The following is a 17486-nucleotide window of genomic DNA, read 5'->3' as shown; positions in this document are numbered from 1 at the left end:
CGGTCGCCGGGCGGTCAGCCGGCCGGTACGCGGCCCGTCGCCAGTTCGAGCACCCAGTGGGCCTGGGCCACGACCGCCGGATCGATCAGACGGCCGTCGTCGTCGAGCCAGGCGGCGCTGCCGGCGGCCCCGGCCTGCCGCAGGGAGTCGACGAGGCGGCGGGCGTCCTCGACCTCTGCCGGTCTCGGCGTAAAGGCCGCGTTGACGGGGGCGACCTGACGGGGATGCACGACGGACCGGCCGTGGAAGCCGCGGTCGCGGGCGAGTCCGGTGCTCGCGGTAAGCCCTTCCAGGTCCGCCACGTCCGTCCATACGCTCTGCACAGGAGGGGCCAGACCGGCCGCCCGGGCCGCGTTGACGACGCGGCCGCGCGCCCAGCCGAGCGCTTCGCCCGTACGCACCCGCAGGTCCGCGCCGAGGTCCGCCTCGCCGAGCGACAGAAGCGTCACCTGCGGGGCTGTGGTGGCGAGTTCGTAGGCGCGCTCCACACCGAGCGCCGTCTCGATCAGCAGGTGCAGCGGCGCGTCGAGGTGGCGCAGCACGGTCGCGATTTGCAGCGGCCCCTCGCACTTGGGCAGTCTCAGGCCCTGTACGGGAGTGCCGGCGAGGGCGGCCAAGTCGGCTTCGCCCTGCGGGAGTTGCACCTGGTTGATGCGGATCCACAGCGGCTTCGGCCAGGGACGGCATGCGGCCTCGGCCGCGAACGCGCGTGCCTCGTCCTTGTGCTGGTCGGGCACCGAGTCCTCAAGGTCGAGGACGACGGCGTCGGCGTCGCCGCGCATCGCCTTCTCCAGCAGCCCGGGCCTGGTGGCGGGGACGTACAGCCAGGACCGCACTGCCCCGACGGGCCTGCTGCTCGGGCCGCCGAAGCCAGCGCTGTTCGCGGCGCTCATATGACGCCCCGCTCCGCCAGGTCGGCGAGCTCGTCGGCGCCGATGCCGTACGCACCGAAGACCTCGGCGTTGTCACGGCCCTTGCGCGGACCCGGCCAGCGGACCCGGCCGGGCGTCTCGCTGAGCCGGAACGGCACGTTCTGGAACCGGACTTGACCGAGCTCTTCGTCGTCGACCGTCGTGATGGTCTCCAGCGCCCGGTACTGGGCGTCGGCGAAGATGTCACTCATGTCGTAGATCGGCGCGACCGCTGCCTGCGCCTCCTCGAAGGCCTCGGTGACCTCGCTGCGGGTGTGCCGGGCGATCCAGGAACCGACCGCCTCGTCCAGCTCGTCGGCGTGCTCGGCCCGCTGCGCTCCCGAGGCGAACCACGGCTCGTCCACGTACTCGGGCCGGCCCACGAGGCGCATCACACGCTCCGCGACCGACTGCGCACTGGTGGACACGGCGACCCAACTGCCGTCCCTGGTGCGGTAGGTGTTGCGCGGCGCGTTGTTCGCCGACCTGTTGCCCGTACGCGGCTGAAGCTCGCCGAGCTGGTCGTACGTGATTGCCTGGGGGCCCAGCAGGGTGACCATCGGTTCGATGATCGCGAGGTCGAGCACCTGGCCGCGCCCCGTACGCTCACGCGCGTGCAGCGCGGTCATGATGCCGAACGCGGCGGTCAGCGCGGACACCCCGTCGGCCAGGCCGAAGGGCGGCAGCGTCGGCGGACCGTCCGGGTCGCCCGTGATGGCCGCGAACCCGCTCATGGCCTCGGCGAGGGTGCCGAAACCCGGGCGCCCGGCGTACGGCCCGTACTGCCCGAAGCCGGTGACCCGGGCAAGGACCAGGCGGGGGTTGATCTCCGAGAGCACCTCGTAGCCGAGGCCCCAGCGCTCAAGCGTGCCCGGCCTGAAGTTCTCGATCACGACGTCGGCGTCCGCAACCATGCGGCGGAAGGTCTCCTGGCCCTCGGGGCTGCCCAGGTAGAGCGTGATCGCCTTCTTGTTGCGGGAGAGCATCTTCCACCACAGGCCCACGCCGTCCTTGCTCGCACCGTGGCTGCGTACCGGATCGCCCCTGGGATGCTCGATCTTGGTGACGTCGGCGCCGTAGTCGCCGAGCAGGGTGGCGGCGAGTGGTCCCGCGAAGAGTGTGGCGATGTCCAGCACCTTGACGCCGTCCAGAGCGGCGGCGGTTGCGGCAGCCGGTTCCGCTCCGGAGCCGCCCGTGTCCACGGGCGCGGTGTCGGTCATGGAGATCGTGATCCTTCCGTCGTGCCGGGCCGGCCGAGCGCCTTGGAGATGTCGTGGGCGGCCGCGACCACGCGGGGCGCGCACTCGCGTACGAACCCGGGTGTGACGCGGGAGCGCGGACCGCACACCGAGACCGCTCCCAGGACCTCGCCGTCGAGTCCGAAGACCGGTGCTGCCACTGATCCCGCGTCCGCCTGGCGCTCGCCTGCGGAAGACGCGTATCCGGTGTCCCGGACCGAGGCCAGCTCCTCGCGGAGCCGGTCCGCGTCGGTCGGTGTGCTGTCGGTGAGGGCCGTGAGCCCGGCGGAGAGGATCTCCTCGCGGCGCCGCTCCGGCAGGAACGCCAGCACGGACTTTCCCGAACTGCCGGCGTGCAGAGGGAACCTCCGGCCCAGTTCCACGGTCATCTTCACCTCGTGGGTGCTGACGATCTGGTCGACGTAGGCGCGTCCTCCCGGGACGAGCGCGGTGAGAGTCACCGTCTCCCGCGTCTCCTCCTGCAGCCGCCGCAGGGTGCTCGCGGCCACGGCCCGCAGGTCGAGATCGCGCAGGGCGCGTGCGCCGAGAGCGGCGGTGGTGGGACCGAGATGGTAGAGCCGGGTCTGCTGATCGAGCGTCACCATGCCGCGCGCGAGGAGCGTCTGCAGGATGCGGTGCACCACGGCCTTGCTGAGGCCGAGTTCGCGGGCGATCCGGGACACCCCGAGCTCGTCCGAGCCGTCGGTGAACAGCAGCAGGACGTCGATCACGCGGCCCGCGGTCTCGGTTCCGGGTTGAGTCGTCATGGCCCCATTCTCACCTGCCCCTTCCACTGGACACGGGCGCGGTCACCCTGTTCGTACCGCTCAATGGAACACAGGGAAGCACTGCCTCCGGTTGATGGTCAAGGGTTGACCGTCAGAAAACAGCGGTTCTACTTGGGTTTTACCGCCAGGCATTGACGGTCCTTAGGAGCACTGAAATCATCGATCCGTATTACTGTTCCGCTCACTGGAACAGAGAGGGAGGTGGAGCAGATGCTCACCGACCGGACCGGCAGCACCGGCGACGAAGCGGTGGTCGACCTGGTGGTGGCCGGCGCAGGCGGCGGGCTCGCCGGAGCACTGCGCGCGGCCGAGGCCGGCTTGCGGGTGCTGGTCGTGGATGCGGACGAGCAGTTCCTGCACGGCAACAACACCTCGATGTCCACGGCGATGATTCCCGGAGCGGGTACGCGCTGGCAGCTCGCGGCGGGCGTCGAGGACAGCCCGGAGCGCTTCCTCGCCGACATCACCGCCAAGACCCGTGGCGCCGCCGACCCGGTGCTGGCCGCCGCGCTCGCCGGGCTCAGCGCGCCCCTGGTGGAGTGGCTGGCGGACAGCGCGGGCCTGCCGCTCCAGCTCGTACGGGACTTCAGCTATCCGGGACACTCCGCCGACCGGCTGCACACCGTCGACGGACGCCACGGGTCCGTGCTGCTCCGGCATCTCCACGAGCGGGTGCGGGCGCATCCGTCGGCCGACTTGCTCGTTCCGGCCCGGCTCGTGGACGTCACGCTCGACGCCGCCGGGGCCGTCACCGCAGCGGTGGTCCAGTACCCGAGCGCTCACCGGGAGACGATCCCAGCCCGCGGGGTGCTGCTCGCCACGAACGGATACGGCGCGAACCGCGAACTGGTGACCCGGCACATGCCGGAGATAGCGACGGCCGACTACCACGGCGGGCAGTTCTCCTCGGGCGACGGCCTGGCGACCGGCCTGCGGCACGGCGCCGCGTGCGCCTTCATGGACGCCTACCAGGGGCACGCAGCGCTCGCCCGCCGCTCCCGGACGCTGGTCGGCTGGGCCACCGTCATGCACGGCGCGGTCATGGTCGACGCGGACGGCGAGCGGTTCGGGGACGAGACCGCCGGCTATTCGGAGTACGCGGCGGCTCTCGCGGCCCGCCCCGGCGCGTACGGCTGGATCGTGCTCGACCGGCGCATCCACGACCTGTGCCGGTCCTTCACCGACTTCCGGCAGACCGCCGAGGCGGGGGCGCTGCTGTGGGCGGACGACCTGGACACGCTTGCGGCGCGCACCGGTTGCGGCGCGGAGGCGCTGGCGTCCTCGGTCGCGGATCAGGTGGCACTGGCTCGCGGGACGGCCGGTCACGACAGGTTCGGCCGGACGTTCTTCGAGGAGCCGCTGCGGGCGCCGTTCGCCGCCGTCGAGGTCGTGCCCGCGCTGTTCCACACCCAGGGCGGGCTCGTCGTCGACGGCCGGGCGCGCGTGCTGGACCGGGACGGGGCACCGATCGGCGGTCTCTACGCGTCGGGAGGCGCGGCACACGGCATATCGGGCCACGGCGCCGCCGGCTATCTCGCGGGCAACGGACTGCTGCCGGCCCTGGGCCTTGCGTGGCAGGCGGCGGACACCATGTCATGCACCTACGCACACGGAGAGGGCACAGCGCGATGACGGAGTTCGACCTGCTGATCAAGAACGTGCGACTGGTCAGGCACGACGCCGCGGACATCCCCACCACGGACATCGGCATCGCCGGCGGCGTCTTCCGCCGCATCGCCCCGGGCATCCCGGCCCAGGACGCGCGTGAAGTGACCGACGGCAGGGGCCTGCTGGCCTTCCCCGGCGTCGTGGACGCACACCAGCACTGGGGGATATACAACCCGCTGCCGGACGACACGGCGAGCGAGAGCCGCGCCTGCGCACAGGGCGGCGTGACGACGGCGCTCACCTACATGCGCACGGGGCAGTACTACATGAACCGCGGCGGCAGCTACGACGAGGTCTTCCCGCTGGTCCTCGAAGCCTGTGAGGGCCGCAGCCACGTCGACTACGGATTCCATCTCGCGCCGATGCAGAGGTCGCACATCGAGGAGATCCCGGAGCTCATCTCCCGGTTCGGCGTCCCCTCGTTCAAGGTGTTCATGTTCTACGGTAGTCACGGCCTGCACGGCCGCTCGGCCGACCAGAACTCGTTCCTGATGATCCCTCCCGACGAGCGGTACGACCTGGCCCACTTCGAGTTCGTGATGCGCGGCGTCCAGGCGGCGCGCGAGAAGTACCCGGAGCTGGCCGACTCCATCTCCCTGTCGCTGCACTGCGAGACGGCCGAGATCATGACGGCGTACACCAGGCTCGTCGAGGAGGAGGGCGAGCTGACCGGCCTCGCCGCGTACAGCGCCTCCCGCCCGCCGCACTCGGAGGGACTGGCGGTCACCATCGCGAGCTTCCTGGCCGCCGAGACGGAACTGCCCAACATCAACCTGCTGCACCTCTCCTCGCGCCGGGCGATCGAGTCCGCGATGCTGATGGCGAAGACGTTCCCGCAGGTCGACTTCCGACGCGAGGTCACCATCGGCCACCTGCTGGCGAACATCGAGACCGCCTCGGGCATCGGCGGAAAGGTCAACCCGCCACTGCGGCCGCAGGAGGACGTCGACGCGCTGTGGGAGCACCTCGTGGCTGGCAACGTCGACTGGGTCGTCAGCGACCATGCCTGCTGCAAGGAGGAGTCCAAGTTCGGCGAGCCGGAGAACGACGTCTTCGCGGCGAAGTCCGGCTTCGGCGGCACGGAATACCTGCTTCCAGGACTGGCGGGTGCTGCCGGCTCCCACGAACTGCCGCTGCAGAAGGTCGCGGAGCTGACGTCATGGGCACCCGCCCGCCGCTTCGGTCTCGGCTCGAAGGGCCTGATCGCCGAGGGGTACGACGCGGATCTGGCCCTCGTCGACCCCGGCCGCTCCTGGACCGCGGACGCGGCGGACTCCGAGTCGGCCCAGGAGTACACCCCGCTCCAGGGCCTGGAGATCGGCGCCACGGTGGAGTCGACCTACCTGCGCGGCCGGCCCGTCTACGCGAACCGTCAGGTGACGGGCGAGTCGAACGGCCGCTACCTCTCCCGCCCCGCCACCGCCTGACCCGAGAATCCGGAAGCCGGTCGAGCCGGCGCCGTGCGGCGCTCACCGAAAGCAAGCGCTTCCCCCAACTCCCGTCGCAGCACAGGGCCTTGAGCGGCGAGGGCTGACGCGGGGTCAGCAACGCGGCTAGAGTCATAAGTCAAGCGGCAGACATGGGGGCAACGTGACGTCGGTATCCACCTTTCTCGCCTGGAGCAAGCGGGCCCGTAACCGGAACGCGGTCGACAAGGCATTAGGGTGCATCAAGCAGCAGCTGGCGGCTTTCGGATTCAGTTGTTACGACTGGAGCGAGAACGAGAGCATCGACAACATCAAGACGAAGATCGGTGACGAGATCATCCGCTCCGACCTGGTGATTCTCGAGGCCAGCGACGGGCTGACGCCGAATCTCGGCTACGAGGCCGGATTCGCGCACGCACTGAACCGGCCGCTCATCATCGTCAAGCAGGGGAATTCGTCGGAGGAACTGCCCGCGGATTTCGGCGCCCCCGAATATCTCGCATACCCCGGCGACGTCACCGACGAGGCCGGATTCAAGGATTTCGAGAACCGCTTCAGCCGTCTGCTGGCGAACCTGGAGTCGAGCCTCCTGACCCCTGGCCGCCGCGCTGTACAGCACAGCGTCGACAGCCTGGCCGAGAAGATCCAGAGTTTCCTCTCCGCGCATCCCGCGGAGCATCCGACGCCGCATCTGATGAGCGGATGGCTCGACGCGCTCGCACAAGAAGTCGAGAGCGGCGGTCCCAAACGATTCGTCACCGACTCCGACTATTACACGGCGAGTTTCTCACGGCTTCGCCACTGGGGAGCCGGCAGAGTCGCTGCGATCGCCGACCTCACCGACACCACCGAGCCCTTCTGGATGCCGGACCATCCGGAGGAGCTCAGCGTCAGCGTCGACGAGCGGATTTTCCTCGTCGACTGGAGATGGTTCTTCGAGGACGAGTTCGCGCTCTCGGAATACATCAGTCTGTGGAAACGGCACAAGGTCCGGCACCGTGACCGCAAGTACGAGATCTACATCGCCACGAGAGAGACGCTGCGCGCCGACGAGGTGCATCCGCTCGGATCCGATGCGATCGGCCACCACCTGCTGCTGATCGGGCCGGACATCGTCGGCGGCTACCGCATGAAGCCCGGCAACAGCGGCGGCCGCCAGCTGATCGTCAAACGTGACAGTTTCCAGCACGCCACCGCCACCCAGTTCTACAACGCGATCAAGCAGCGGGCCGTCCACTTCGATCCCAACAGCAAGGTCCCCGACCTGCGGCGTGAGCTTCTGGCGAAGACAGGAGTCGGCCGCTGGGACCTGGAGTGGACGAACGAGACCGAATACCGCTCCTCGGACTACTTCGAGCTGTACGACCGGAACATCCGCTGCTGGATTCCGCTGTACAACCAGATGATCGACGACTGCGCGTCCCACGTCTCACGGGAGATCCTGAGAATCTACGCGCTGCACGCCAAACCCGTGGACCTGCTGGAGGTCGGCTACGGCACCGGCAATCTGACGCAGCGCCTGCTGCCCTGGATCGAGACCACCAACAAGCCCTTCTTCGACCTCGACCACATGGGCCCCGTGGCGAAGTACCGGGCCGTCGACCGGGCGGAACAGATGACCAGGCGGGCCCGCGAGTCCCTCAAGCCCAACGACTACAACCACTTCGATTTCCGCCTGGTCCGCGGAACCGCGTGGGAAGGCGTTCCGCCCCATCGCTACGGGGTGATCTTCGGCTCGCTGGCCATGCACTTCCTCATCGGGCCGGACCCGACCGACGAGACGCTGGACGGATTCTTCGCGAGCTGCGCCGAATACTCGGGCGACGACGCGAGCCTGGTCTTCGCGGACGTGTTCAGCGCGGACACGGAGGACGAGACGCGGCAGATGGTGGAGAACTGGCGCAACTGGATGGTCTCGCACGGAATGAACGCGCAGGACGCCGACACCTATCTGCAGGGCAACGCGGACATGACCCGGGCGACGTCGCCGCAGCGGCTGACCGCCGCGGCGCGGGCGCACGGCTTCGAGTGCGTCGTCCACTCGGTGGGAAGACGCGACATGCCTTTCCGGATCATCGTGCTCCGCAAGTCGTCCGGTGCGGCGCTGTCAGCCAAGTGACGCGGTGCGCCCCGCCCTTGTCGCACAGCCGGCCACGTAGCCGAGGGCCTGCGCCCTGGCCACCGTACGGATCGCCTCGTGCGGCGGCAGGAAGCGCGGGTGGTGCAGGGGGTTCTCCTGGAACCCGGGTGCGCCGTCAAGACCGACGAAGACCATCAACGTCGGGCCCAGCCTGGACAGGTGGGCGAAATCGTCCCCGCCGCAGGATCGCCACGGTGGGGCGGCCCGCAGGCCTGCGGCCGCGGCCATGGCCTTCGCCCGAGCCGCGAACATCTCGTCGTTGACGAGCGGCGGCTCGCTCTTGGTGAACCGGACCGAGCCGGTGCACCCGTACGCCTGTGCCACTCCCACGACTACGTCGCGCACTGCCGTCCGCAACGTCTCCTGGTCGGCGCCGTCGAGGGCTCGCAGCGTGGCCGACGCCCGCGCCTCACCGGGGATCACGTTCTCGGCGGTGCCCGCCTCCAGCTTTCCCACCGTGAGCGCCGCACCGTGCACGGGGTCTATGCGGCGTCCGACGAGGCCGTGCAGTGCCACGACGACGTGCGCCAGGGCGAGGACGGGATCGCGCGTCCGGTGCGGGTAGGCGCCGTGCCCGGCCACACCCTCCACCAGGATCTCGGCGGCGTCGGCCGCGGCGTTGACCGCTCCCGGCTCCGCGCCCACCGATCCCCACGGCAGATCGGGGTGAACATGCGCCGCGACCACCGCGTCGACCGCGGCCGCGACCTGCGGCTCGCCGGCCATGGCCAGCGCTCCTGACGGATGGCGCTCCTCGCTGGGCTGGCAGACGGCCACGAACGGGCCGGGCAGTTCCCGCGCCGGCACCCGCCGGACCGCCCGTGTGAGCGCCACCAGCGCAGCGAGGTGCACGTCATGTCCGCACGCGTGCATACGGCCGTTGCGCGAGGCGTACGGAGCGCCGGTGGCCTCGGTCATCGCAAGCCCGTCCAGCTCCGCGCGGACCCCGACGCCGGGGCCCTCCCCGTCGCCCACGCGGTACAGCCGACCGGTGCCCGCCACGGTGAGCCCCGGCTCGCCCATCGCTTCCGAGACCGTGCGTGCCGTCGCCGTTTCCGCGAATCCGGTCTCCGGCTCCGCGTGCAGCGCTTCGCGCAGTGAGACGACTCCGGGGATCTCGTCGTCGACGAGCTGCACGAGCCCGGCGAGAAAGACCCCGTATTCGGCGGGCGGCGGCAATCCGGCGGCATCCATCCGGCCAGAATGCCCGTGCGGGCGGACTGTGAGAAGAGTGCGTGAACGCCGCCCTCGCCGCGCCCGTACATACCGCGGACCCCGCGGTTCGAAGCGGAACTAGCCGACCGTCACGATGACCATCAACGTCACATAGGCAATGGCGAACACCACGGGCACCCATTGTTCGAGCTGTGTCACGGGCCAGTATTTCGACTTGTCCTTTCCCCTTCCGATCGCGGCCCATTCGGCACGGAACCAGGGCGCGGCAGGCAGACGCTCCTCCAGTGCGCCGATGACCCGGAATTTGGCCGAGTTCAGCTGCCGGTACGAACGCAGCAGCCAGAACCAGGCTCCGCACTGCACCAGCAGCATTCCGAAAGTGAGCACAAGCACCGAATTCTTCTGGAGCGGTGCGTTCTGGGTGAGCGGCCCGATGAACGCGAAAACAGTGCTGTTCACCAGGAGGAAGAATGTGTTGGCGGTGGCCCGGCGCACGCTCATGCGGTCGGCCATCTCCACATAGAGCTTGTACTGGTCCATGATCGCCGTCTGATATTTCTCGGAACGCTCCGTGTAATCCGATTCGTCGATCGCTGTGTTCCACAGACGCCCGCTGACGTCGTCCAGCGAAACCTGCCCCCGACGGAAATAGGATCCCAGGTAGTCGACTAATCCCATGGAATGAGTATGAAGCACCCGCACGCGGGCCACCAGGCCCGCGATCGGCCACCCTCTCAGTCCGAGGCCGCCGCGGTGATCTGGCTCAGGACGCACAACCAGCGGCCGTCCCGTCGCACGAAGACATCCGTCGTCCACTCGTCGGCGTCGAAGCGACGGTCCCGGTAGTGGGCGGTGTTGGTGACCCGCCCGGTGAAGACCGCGGTGTCGCCGTACACGCGGATCCTGGGCGGGCTTACGAGATCCATCGCGGAGTGGGTCAGATCTCCGGACCCGACGTAGGAGAGGAACTGCTCCTTGGAGGAGACTCCCGTGTCGGAGACCATCACCCAGTCGTCGGCCATGAACCGGGCGATCCGCGCGGAGTCGTCCGACACGATCGCGGCCGCCCAGTCCGCCGCGACAGCCGTGAGACGGGCGTGGTCCGACTCGTCGTCGCGGCCCTGCCTCTCCGGGTGGACACCAGCGTCGTCAGTCATCGCCCGACCGTATACCGGCAGGCGAGTCCCCGGAGCTCGTCACCACTTACGCAAAGTGTTCATGCGATCTCGTTGTGTGAGTGCGGGACTTGGGCGGGCCGCCGTCCGGGGCGCTGCCGCTCGAACGGCCGTCTGAAGTTGGTGCTGCCGTCGTTCACGCGGACCGTGGCAGCAGGGGGTCCGGCCCGACGGTGCGAGGTCTCACCATGCACGAAGCCCTGGTTCAGCGGACCGCCCCGATATCCGCGTTCCGCTCAGCGACATGGGGCCCGCGGCCTCTTCCATGGCTGGCGGGCCTCAGCGCGTCGTTCGTCCTCGTACAGCTGCTCCTGGTGGTGCCCGGATCCGGCATGGGCTGGGACGAGACGGTCTACTTCAGCCAGGTCAGCGGGGAGTTGCCGGCGGCGTTCTTCAGCGCTCCCCGCGCCCGCGGAATCTCGTTCCTGGCGGCGCCGGCAGCGGCGCTCACCTCCTCGGTCACCGTCGTCCGGGTCTACCTGGCGCTGCTGTCCGGCGCCGGTCTCTTCGCCGCACTCTGGGTCTGGCGGACGCTCCTACCGACTCGCATCCTGTTCACGGCGGGCGCACTGTTCGCGAGCTTGTGGATCACCTTGTTCTACGGCCCCACGGTGATGCCCAACCTCTGGAGCGCCTTCGGGACCCTCGCGGCCGCCGGATGCTTCGTCCGCGCCGCCCGGGACCGTACGGACCGCGCAGCGCTCGCAGGTCTGGCTCTCTCCATCGTGCTCGTGGCGCTCATGCGCCCGCCGGACGCACTGTGGCTCGTGGTCGCACTGACCGCCGTGAGCCTTGCCGTGCGCCGGTGGCGCCGGCCCGCGCTGCTGCTTCTGCTCGGCGCCGCGCTCGCCCTGGGATCAGCGGAGTGGGTGATCGAGTCGTACGTCCGGTACGGCGGCCTGCCGGAGCGGCTGCACCGTGCCAGCGAGATACAGGGCGGCATGGGGTGGCACATGGCGGTGGACGATCAGATCCGCAGCATGGACGGGCGCACGCTGTGCCGTCCATGCGACGTGCCCTGGCGGCACCCGCCCACGGCGCTGTGGCTGCTGGCCCTGCCAGCGCTGACCGTGACCGGCGTGGTCGTCGCGCCCCGGATCCGCCGCGCCGCCGTCGCGGTGGTGCCGGCCGTGGTGGCAGCCGTGATCTCGGTGCCGTATCTGTTCCTGATCGACTACGCCGCTCCGCGCTTCCTGCTTCCCGGTTACGCGCTGCTCGCCCTGCCGGTCGCCGAATGCCTGTGGCGGGCGGCGGCAGACAGGGAGGGCCGGTTCCGCAGAATCCGTACCGGAATCGTCCTCGTCGCGCTCGCCGGTCATGTCGCCGTGCAGACGGCCGTCCTGGCGAACGCCGCGGCGGGCAGCCGGGATTCACGGCGGGACTTCTCGCAGGCGGCAGCTCACCTGCAACGTATGGGCGTACGGCCGCCCTGCGTGCTGTCCGGCGACCAGGCCGTGCAACTCTCCTTCTACACCGGCTGCGCATCCCGTCAGACCGGTGGGCCCGACGCGAGCATCACCCCCGGCGGACTGAGAACCGCCGCACGGCAGAAGCCCGTCGCCGTCATCGCGCCACCGGCCGCGGAAACCCCCACTTTCGCCCGTAGTTGGCAAGAGAGGACGATCTCCGGCACATCCCGTTTCGACGGCTATCAGGTCTACTTGCCGGCCACCGTGCGGTCCTCCCGCTGACGGTCCACGTCCCGTGACGATTGACCACCCGCTGACGATTCACGTCCGGTCACGCAACGCGCGTAGTCCCTGCCGGGCTGCGGCGGGTCGACCGGTGCGATGGACGAACCGCCATCACTCGTCACCAACCCCCTCGCCCACGCGATTCACTTCGGCCTCAGGCTGCGCAGGCTATGGCGTTCGGGGCTCGTTTGCGCTGGACTACGACCCGACCGCCCATGAAATCGACACAGGACCCGGTGTCGAGCCCCCACCTGAAGCAGTCGCCTTGTGACCTCGTGACCCAGTGATCTCGCGACTTGCCCTGTAGAGGCCGTGAACCGCCGGGAGTTGATCGGGGGAGACGAATGGATTGCGTACGACTGCCCGACGCAGAGCTGCTCCGCCTCGTACAGGAGGGGGGAGAGCCCTACTTCCCGGCGCTCCATGAGCTGGAGCAGCGACACTTCCGTGCCGTACGGACCTTCGCGGCAGCCGGCACCGTACGCCCGCCTGCTGCCGACGAACTGGCGTACCAGTCGTGGGAGGCGGCGCTGCGGCAGCATGTGAACGGCAGCGTCAGCGGTGCCGTACGTCCCTGCGCGCTCTCCTCGGTGCTGAGCACGGCCTCCGTCTGGGCGCGAGGGCGCGAACGCTCCGTGCTGAACCGGGAATTGGCCGCGTGGTTCGACACGAACGGCCCGGTGATGCTGGGGAACACCGCGACGGCGGGGTTCCGCCGCCCGTCACTCGTGGCGCGCGCCTTCGCCGGTCTTCCGTGCCGCAGCCAGGCGGCCCTGTGGCACCAGACGGTCGAGCGCGACGACAGCGCGCTGACCGGCCGGCTGATCAGCATGGGCTCCCGTGACGTGTCCGTGTTCACCGGCCATGCACAGGCGGAGCTCTACAACGCGTACGTCCACGTCCTCCGGAACGGGATGGCCCACGAGTGCCGTCTCTTCCACCACCTGGTGCTTGCCTACGCGGACGCGAGATCCCTCGACATCGCCATGGACCTCGCGCCGCACCTGGAGCGGTGCCCCCGCTGCGCCCAGGCGGTCGCCGACCTGGGGCGCCTGCGGCACGACTGCGGCGCACTGCTGGCGCAGGCGCTCCTGCCGTGGGGCGGCCTCGAATACGCAGCCCGCGGCACGAACGAGGGCTTCACCCAGGACTTCATGTCCGGGCCCGCCGTGCCGGGCCCGGACATGCCGAGTGTGCCGGTCACGGACATTCCGGGGGTGCCGGGCTGGGACATGCCCGGCGTGCCGGTCGTCGCGGACATGCCGAGCATGCCGGGGACGGCCGCACCGGTCGGCCTGCCGCCCGCCGGTATGCCGACCGCCGCGCTGCCTGCCGCCGCGCTGCCGGTGGGCGGCCAGACTCCCGAAGGCCTGCCGCCCGGCCACCACTTCGCGGCCGCAGGCCACAGGTCCGGCAGCGCTCCGGCCGGCAGGGGCCGGCACGCGGCCGTCGGCGCGGCGGGCACCCGTGCGCGTACGAAGGGGCGGAGACGCGCCGACCTGGTCGTGAGAGGGTCGGCGGTCGCCGGTGTCTGCGCCGTGGCCGCCGCCTTCGCGTTCGCCGGGGACTTCAACAACGGGGGAGAGCCGCAGAGCAAGGAATCGGCACCGGCACCGGCACCGCCGGCCGGTGCCACACCGTCCTCGAAGAGCCCCACCCCTTCTGGTACCAAGCAGAAGCCCACGGCGTCGGCGTCCCCCACTGCGAGCAAGACCAGGCCCGCTCCGCCGAAGCCCAGCCCGACTCGGCCCTCCAACCCGCCCGTCGGCGCCGGCGCGACGGTGGAGTGGCTCTTCAACGAGGTCGACGGCGACGGCACGACGCCCGACAGCTCGGACAACGGCAAGGAGGGCACCCTCTTCGGCACGTCCCGTCCGAGCCCTGTGAAGGGCGGAGCGCTGGCGTTCGCCGGGGACCAGTTCGTGGGGTCGAAGGGCCCCCTGGTCGACACGAGCAGCAGCTTCTCGGTATCGGCACGGGTCAAGCTGGACCGTACCGACGTCTCGCAGACCGTGGTGAGCCAGGACGCGTCGGAGTCCAGCGGCTTCATGCTCCAGTACGACGCGGACGAGACCCAATGGGAGATGCGCATCCCGGAGGAGGACACCGACGACGAGGATGCGGACGCCGACGAGTCCGTCTTCGTGGTCCGGCCACGGCCGGGCGAGTGGACGCATCTGACGGGTGTCTACGACGACGCCGACGACGAGGTCCGTCTGTACGTCGGCGGCCGCCTCGGTGAGACCGTCGAGCGGGAGGACGACTTCGACTCGGAAGGGAACTTCGCCGTCGGCCGGGGGCTGCTGGACAACGAGTTCTTCCAGGGAGTCGACGGGACCATCGACGACGTACGCGCCTTCGGGCGGGCCGTCTCCTCGGCGGAAGCGCGAGCTCTCGCACGGAAGTCCCGCTGACCTCGGTCCGGACGGCTCTCCCGCCGGGGCAGGCGACGGTCGGCGGTGCCGGTGCTCGGCGGCGCAGCCGCACGTCGCCGCCTCACGGCTGTGCGGGCAGCCTGATCCTGGCCCCTCGCGCACGGGGGAGCGCTGCGGGGGCTTGCCAGGCCCGGCGCCTCACCTACGGGGTCGTCTTGTCGGTGTCGTCCGTGTCGCGGCGTGCGCTCGGGTCGCCGTGGAACTGCGGATCGATCGAGTTCGCCGCGCCGAGGGCGGTGAGGAGCCACTCGTCGTCCTGTGACCGCAGCCGGGCGGCCTCACGATGGGCCAGGGCGGCCTCCAGCTCGTCGAGAGAGGATTCGAGCTGGGAGCTGTCCAATCCGGCTGCTGCGTCACGAACGTTCTGGCGCGCTTCCTCCACGCCTTGGTTCGCGTCCTCGTACAGGGCGTCGGGCTCGGAATTCTTCGGATCAGCCATACTTCCGAGCGTACGGTTCCCGCGCGTCCGTGTGCGCTGCCGGGTTCCCTCAAACTCTGTGAGGACCTTGTGCCTCACCGCGACAGCGCCGACCCAGCGGCCCAGTCGCCCGCCACTCACCCCGTGTGCTCCTGCGGCTACGGCCTGCTGAAACCCCGCGGCGCTGGGCGCGACGAGCGCGGCCCGCCGTGACGTTGCCGGCGCCTCCTGCCCGGTGGAGCGGTGCGGGGGCAGGAGGCGTCCGCCTCACTCCGTGACCCTGTAGGAGGTGCTGAGCGGCACTTCGCGCGAGGAGGAGCCGACGGCGATGCCGTATTCGCCGGGCCGTACCCGGAAGCGGTCGGCGCCCGTGTCCCAGTAGGAGAGCTGCCGCGGGTCGACGTCGATCCGCAGATGCCTGCTCTCGCCGGCCGCCAGGTTCACCTTCCGGTAGCCGGCCAGCTCCCTGGGCGGGCTGGCCGCCCCCGTGTCCGGCTTGCTGACGTACACCTGCGCCGCCTCGGAGCCTGCGCGCTTCCCGGTGTTGGTGACGGTGAACGACAGGCTCACCGGGTCGCCTGGCCCGCCGGAGCTCTTCTCCAGGCGCAGGTCCGAGTAGCTGAAGCCGCTGTAGGACAGGCCGTGCCCGAAGGGGAAGAGGGGCTTCGTGCCCGTCTTGTCGTACCAGCGGTAGCCGACGTGGACCCCCTCCGTGTAGTGCGCCGTTCCGTTCACGCCCGGGTACTGGGCCCTGGTGTTCGCGGGCACCTCGTTCTCGCGGGCGGGGAAGGTCTGAGGGAGCTTGCCCGAGGGATTCACGTCGCCCCACAGCAGGCGCGCGGTGGCGGCGCCCCCGCGTGCGCCCGGGTACCAGGTCTCCAGGACGCTCTTGACCCGGGGCAGCCAGGGCATCAGCACGGGGCCGCCGGTCTGGAGCACCACGGACGTCTCGGGGTTGGCTGCGGCCACCTTCGAGATCAGTTCGTCCTGGTTGCCCGGCAGCGACAGGCCGGCGCGGTCGCCTCCCTCGCCCTCCTCGTCGTGTGCGAATACGAGGGCCACGTCTGCCGACCTCGCCGCCTCGGCCGCGGCCCTCGGGTCGGCCCCGTCGTGGTACGTGACGTGGGCCGAGCCGCCCGCGCGCTTCTTGACCGCGTCGAGCGCCGTGTCCTCCGAGAGCGGGTCGACCTTGCTGCTGCCGCCGCCCTGCGCCGAGTCGGCAGCGGCGGAGCCGATGACGGCGATCCTGCCGGCCGACTCCGTCAGGGGGAGTGCCGCGTCGTCGTTCTTGAGCAGGACGGCGCTCCGTTCGGCGACTCGCTGCGCGGCGGCGTTTCCCGCCGCCTCGTCGATCGGGGACGTTGCGGTGCCGTCCCGCTCGAAGAGGCCGAACCTGAACATGACGGTGAGAACTTCCCGTACGCGCTGGTCGATCGCTTCCTGTGGGACGGCGCCTGCGAGCCGCGCGGTGCGGACGGTGAGGGAGTTGACGTGGACGGGGAGCGGCAGTTCGACGTTGAGGCCTGCTACGAGGTCCGAAGTCCTGTGGGTGGAGGGGTAGTCGGAGACCACGTAACCGTCGAACCCGAAGCGGGAGCGCAGCATCGTGCGCAGGGTGTGCTCGTTGGAGCAGGCGTAGACGGTGTTGACGCGGTTGTACGAGCACATCACGGAGCCCGGCCTGCCCTGACGTATCGCCAGGTCGAAGGGCGTGCCGTAGATCTCGTGCAGCGTTCGCTCGTCGATGTCGGCCGAGACGGTCATGCGGTCCGTCTCCTGGTTGTTGGCCATGAAGTGCTTGACGGTGGCGATGACGCCCTGGGACTGGATGCCGGTGGTGTCGGCGCCCGCGATCGTGCCCGAGAGATACGGATCCTCGCTGTAGTACTCGAAGTTGCGGCCGTTCACGGGAACGCGCTGGATGTTGGTGCCCGGTCCGAAAACCTGCATCTGGCCTCTCGCGCGGGCCTCGCGCGCGAGAGTCCGCCCGTACTGCCGCGCCACCTCGGTGTCGAAGCTGGCGGCCTGTGCGATGGGGGCGGGCAGTTCGGTGGCCTTCTGCCCGTTGCGTACGCCGGCGGGGCCGTCCGTCATCGTCACGCCGGGCACACCGAGGCGCCGGATCGGCGCGATGTAGCCGGTGGTGGGCACGGGGGAGCCGAGGGCGCCGTGCAGCATGCGGACCTTCTCGTCAAGGGTCATGGCCTTCAGCAGCAGTTCGGCACGGTCCTCGGGGCCGAGTGATCGGTCCGTCCACGGACGGTCCCGCTCCGCGCCCGCAGAGGCGGCGGACGCGGTGGTCTCCCCGTAGGAGAGCGGGCCGGGGCCCGGCATTGTCAGCGCGGCACAGAACACCAGCGTCGTCGCGACCCTGACGAAGGGCCGAGGAGCTCCCATCACCTCAGCATGTCCTTTC

At 70.1% G+C, this 17486-nt stretch carries 13 protein-coding genes; 5 read left to right on the top strand and 8 right to left on the bottom strand.

Features of this window, described 5'->3' with window-relative positions; genetic code table 11:
• Window positions 1-14: 14 nt before the first annotated feature.
• The 3 genes from ACSMXX_RS02225 to ACSMXX_RS02215 are packed head-to-tail and all read right to left on the bottom strand — an operon-like array spanning window position 15 to window position 2916.
• A complete protein-coding gene (locus ACSMXX_RS02225; protein WP_473182327.1) occupies window positions 15-893 on the bottom strand; it encodes an HpcH/HpaI aldolase/citrate lyase family protein in 879 nt (292 codons plus the stop codon).
• The gene (locus ACSMXX_RS02220) at window positions 890-2131 is read right to left on the bottom strand and encodes a CaiB/BaiF CoA transferase family protein (protein ID WP_473182326.1); all 1242 of its coding nucleotides are present in this window, start codon (window positions 2129-2131) and stop codon (window positions 890-892) included. Before ACSMXX_RS02220 ends, ACSMXX_RS02225 begins: the two co-directional genes overlap by 4 nt.
• Window positions 2128-2916, bottom strand: a complete 789-nt coding sequence (locus ACSMXX_RS02215) for an IclR family transcriptional regulator (RefSeq protein ID WP_473182325.1) — start codon at window positions 2914-2916, stop codon at window positions 2128-2130. The genes ACSMXX_RS02220 and ACSMXX_RS02215 overlap by 4 nt, the downstream gene beginning before the upstream one ends.
• 231 nt (window positions 2917-3147) lie before the next feature.
• Between ACSMXX_RS02215 and ACSMXX_RS02210 the strand changes: the two genes are divergently transcribed.
• The 3 genes from ACSMXX_RS02210 to ACSMXX_RS02200 all read left to right on the top strand — a co-directional run bounded on the left by ACSMXX_RS02210 (window position 3148) and on the right by ACSMXX_RS02200 (window position 8151).
• Window positions 3148-4569: an FAD-dependent oxidoreductase gene (locus ACSMXX_RS02210; protein WP_473182324.1), complete on the top strand. Its 1422-nt coding sequence runs from the start codon at window positions 3148-3150 to the stop codon at window positions 4567-4569.
• Window positions 4566-6032, top strand: a complete 1467-nt coding sequence (locus tag ACSMXX_RS02205) for a dihydroorotase (protein WP_473182323.1) — start codon at window positions 4566-4568, stop codon at window positions 6030-6032. The genes ACSMXX_RS02210 and ACSMXX_RS02205 overlap by 4 nt, the downstream gene beginning before the upstream one ends.
• 163 nt (window positions 6033-6195) lie before the next feature.
• On the top strand, window positions 6196-8151 hold the full coding sequence (locus tag ACSMXX_RS02200; protein WP_473182322.1) for a class I SAM-dependent methyltransferase: 1956 nt from the start codon (window positions 6196-6198) through the stop codon (window positions 8149-8151).
• Here the strand turns inward: ACSMXX_RS02200 and ACSMXX_RS02195 are convergent.
• The 3 genes from ACSMXX_RS02195 to ACSMXX_RS02185 form a co-directional block, all read right to left on the bottom strand.
• Window positions 8140-9366, bottom strand: a complete 1227-nt coding sequence (locus ACSMXX_RS02195; RefSeq protein ID WP_473182321.1) for a M20 metallopeptidase family protein — start codon at window positions 9364-9366, stop codon at window positions 8140-8142. The genes ACSMXX_RS02200 and ACSMXX_RS02195 overlap by 12 nt on opposite strands.
• Before the next feature lie 99 nt (window positions 9367-9465).
• Window positions 9466-10026 (bottom strand): RipA family octameric membrane protein, encoded by a 561-nt coding sequence (locus ACSMXX_RS02190; RefSeq protein ID WP_473182320.1) that lies wholly within the window; start codon window positions 10024-10026, stop codon window positions 9466-9468.
• Between the two features lie 56 nt (window positions 10027-10082).
• Window positions 10083-10505 carry a nuclear transport factor 2 family protein gene (locus ACSMXX_RS02185; RefSeq protein WP_473182319.1) on the bottom strand — a complete coding sequence of 141 codons (423 nt, stop codon included), beginning with the start codon at window positions 10503-10505 and terminating at the stop codon, window positions 10083-10085.
• Between the two features lie 206 nt (window positions 10506-10711).
• Between ACSMXX_RS02185 and ACSMXX_RS02180 the strand changes: the two genes are divergently transcribed.
• Both ACSMXX_RS02180 and ACSMXX_RS02175 read left to right on the top strand, forming a co-directional pair.
• Window positions 10712-12214, top strand: coding sequence for a hypothetical protein (locus tag ACSMXX_RS02180; protein WP_473182318.1), 1503 nt, complete (start codon window positions 10712-10714; stop codon window positions 12212-12214).
• 347 nt (window positions 12215-12561) lie between these two features.
• Complete coding sequence (locus tag ACSMXX_RS02175) at window positions 12562-14631, top strand: LamG domain-containing protein (RefSeq protein ID WP_473182317.1); 2070 nt, start codon at window positions 12562-12564, stop codon at window positions 14629-14631.
• 163 nt (window positions 14632-14794) lie between these two features.
• On the opposite strand, the gene ACSMXX_RS02170 is transcribed toward ACSMXX_RS02175, so the two are convergent.
• A complete protein-coding gene (locus ACSMXX_RS02170; RefSeq protein WP_473182316.1) occupies window positions 14795-15091 on the bottom strand; it encodes a hypothetical protein in 297 nt (98 codons plus the stop codon).
• Window positions 15092-15337: 246 nt separating this feature from the next.
• Window positions 15338-17467 (bottom strand): beta-glucosidase, encoded by a 2130-nt coding sequence (locus ACSMXX_RS02165; protein ID WP_473182315.1) that lies wholly within the window; start codon window positions 17465-17467, stop codon window positions 15338-15340.
• Window positions 17468-17486 lie beyond the last annotated feature (19 nt).

The organism is Streptomyces sp. DSM 116795, from assembly GCF_055792905.1.
This window is presented reverse-complemented; position numbering and strand designations above follow the sequence as displayed.

Excerpts from the sequence above, each read along its gene's own strand:
- ACSMXX_RS02225 (WP_473182327.1), bottom strand. The coding sequence starts at position 893 with ATGAGCGCCGCGAACAGCGCTGGCTTCGGCGGCCCGAGCAGCAGGCCC.
- ACSMXX_RS02220 (WP_473182326.1), bottom strand. The coding sequence starts at position 2,131 with ATGACCGACACCGCGCCCGTGGACACGGGCGGCTCCGGAGCGGAACCG.
- ACSMXX_RS02215 (WP_473182325.1), bottom strand. The coding sequence starts at position 2,916 with ATGACGACTCAACCCGGAACCGAGACCGCGGGCCGCGTGATCGACGTC.
- ACSMXX_RS02210 (WP_473182324.1), top strand. The coding sequence starts at position 3,148 with ATGCTCACCGACCGGACCGGCAGCACCGGCGACGAAGCGGTGGTCGAC.
- ACSMXX_RS02205 (WP_473182323.1), top strand. The coding sequence starts at position 4,566 with ATGACGGAGTTCGACCTGCTGATCAAGAACGTGCGACTGGTCAGGCAC.
- ACSMXX_RS02195 (WP_473182321.1), bottom strand. The coding sequence starts at position 9,366 with ATGGATGCCGCCGGATTGCCGCCGCCCGCCGAATACGGGGTCTTTCTC.
- ACSMXX_RS02190 (WP_473182320.1), bottom strand. The coding sequence starts at position 10,026 with ATGGGATTAGTCGACTACCTGGGATCCTATTTCCGTCGGGGGCAGGTT.
- ACSMXX_RS02185 (WP_473182319.1), bottom strand. The coding sequence starts at position 10,505 with ATGACTGACGACGCTGGTGTCCACCCGGAGAGGCAGGGCCGCGACGAC.
- ACSMXX_RS02180 (WP_473182318.1), top strand. The coding sequence starts at position 10,712 with ATGCACGAAGCCCTGGTTCAGCGGACCGCCCCGATATCCGCGTTCCGC.
- ACSMXX_RS02175 (WP_473182317.1), top strand. The coding sequence starts at position 12,562 with ATGGATTGCGTACGACTGCCCGACGCAGAGCTGCTCCGCCTCGTACAG.
- ACSMXX_RS02170 (WP_473182316.1), bottom strand. The coding sequence starts at position 15,091 with ATGGCTGATCCGAAGAATTCCGAGCCCGACGCCCTGTACGAGGACGCG.
- ACSMXX_RS02165 (WP_473182315.1), bottom strand. The coding sequence starts at position 17,467 with ATGGGAGCTCCTCGGCCCTTCGTCAGGGTCGCGACGACGCTGGTGTTC.